We start from the raw sequence: 515 nt of genomic DNA, 5'->3' as shown, positions 1-515 counted from the left end.
CCGCCGGCGTCGGCCTGCCGGCCGCTGACGGTGAACGTGACCCGGCCCCCGGAGTCGCCGGACGTCACGGCGGGCCGGAATCGCTCGACATGCAACCGGTCGCCGATCCCGGCGCGTCGCCAATGCCGCTCGGCACCGTCGAGCATGCAGGCCGGCCCACATGCCCAGACGTGGCGTTGGCGCCAGTCCCGGCAGATGCCTCGCAGCTGCGCCATCGTGAGCCGGCCGCCGGAACGGGTGTGCCGCTCGTACAACCGCAGCCGCGGAAACCGTGCGGTCAGAGCTCGCAGTTCCGCGCCGAAGATGACGTCCTGCGGGGTGGGCGCGGAGTGCACCAGCACCACGTCCGGCATCTCGCCGTGCGCGGCCAGGCTGCGCAGCATCGCCGCCACAGGGGTGATTCCGCTGCCGGCAGTCAGGAAGAGCAGCCGCCCCGGCAACAGCTGGGGCAAGACGAACTCACCCTGAGCCGGCGCGAGGCGGACGATGGTTCCCGGCGCCGTCCGATGGGCCAG

1 protein-coding gene is annotated in these 515 nt (G+C 73.0%); it reads right to left on the bottom strand.

From position 1 onward, the window contains the following. Positions 1–452: ferredoxin reductase domain-containing protein (locus tag ACFPIJ_RS64465; protein WP_465252357.1), on the bottom strand; the 452-nt coding region annotated here is incomplete at its 3' end. Positions 453–515: the final 63 nt, after the last annotated feature.

The organism is Dactylosporangium cerinum (assembly GCF_042653625.1).
GTDB lineage: Bacteria > Actinomycetota > Actinomycetes > Mycobacteriales > Micromonosporaceae > Dactylosporangium > Dactylosporangium cerinum.
This window is presented reverse-complemented; position numbering and strand designations above follow the sequence as displayed.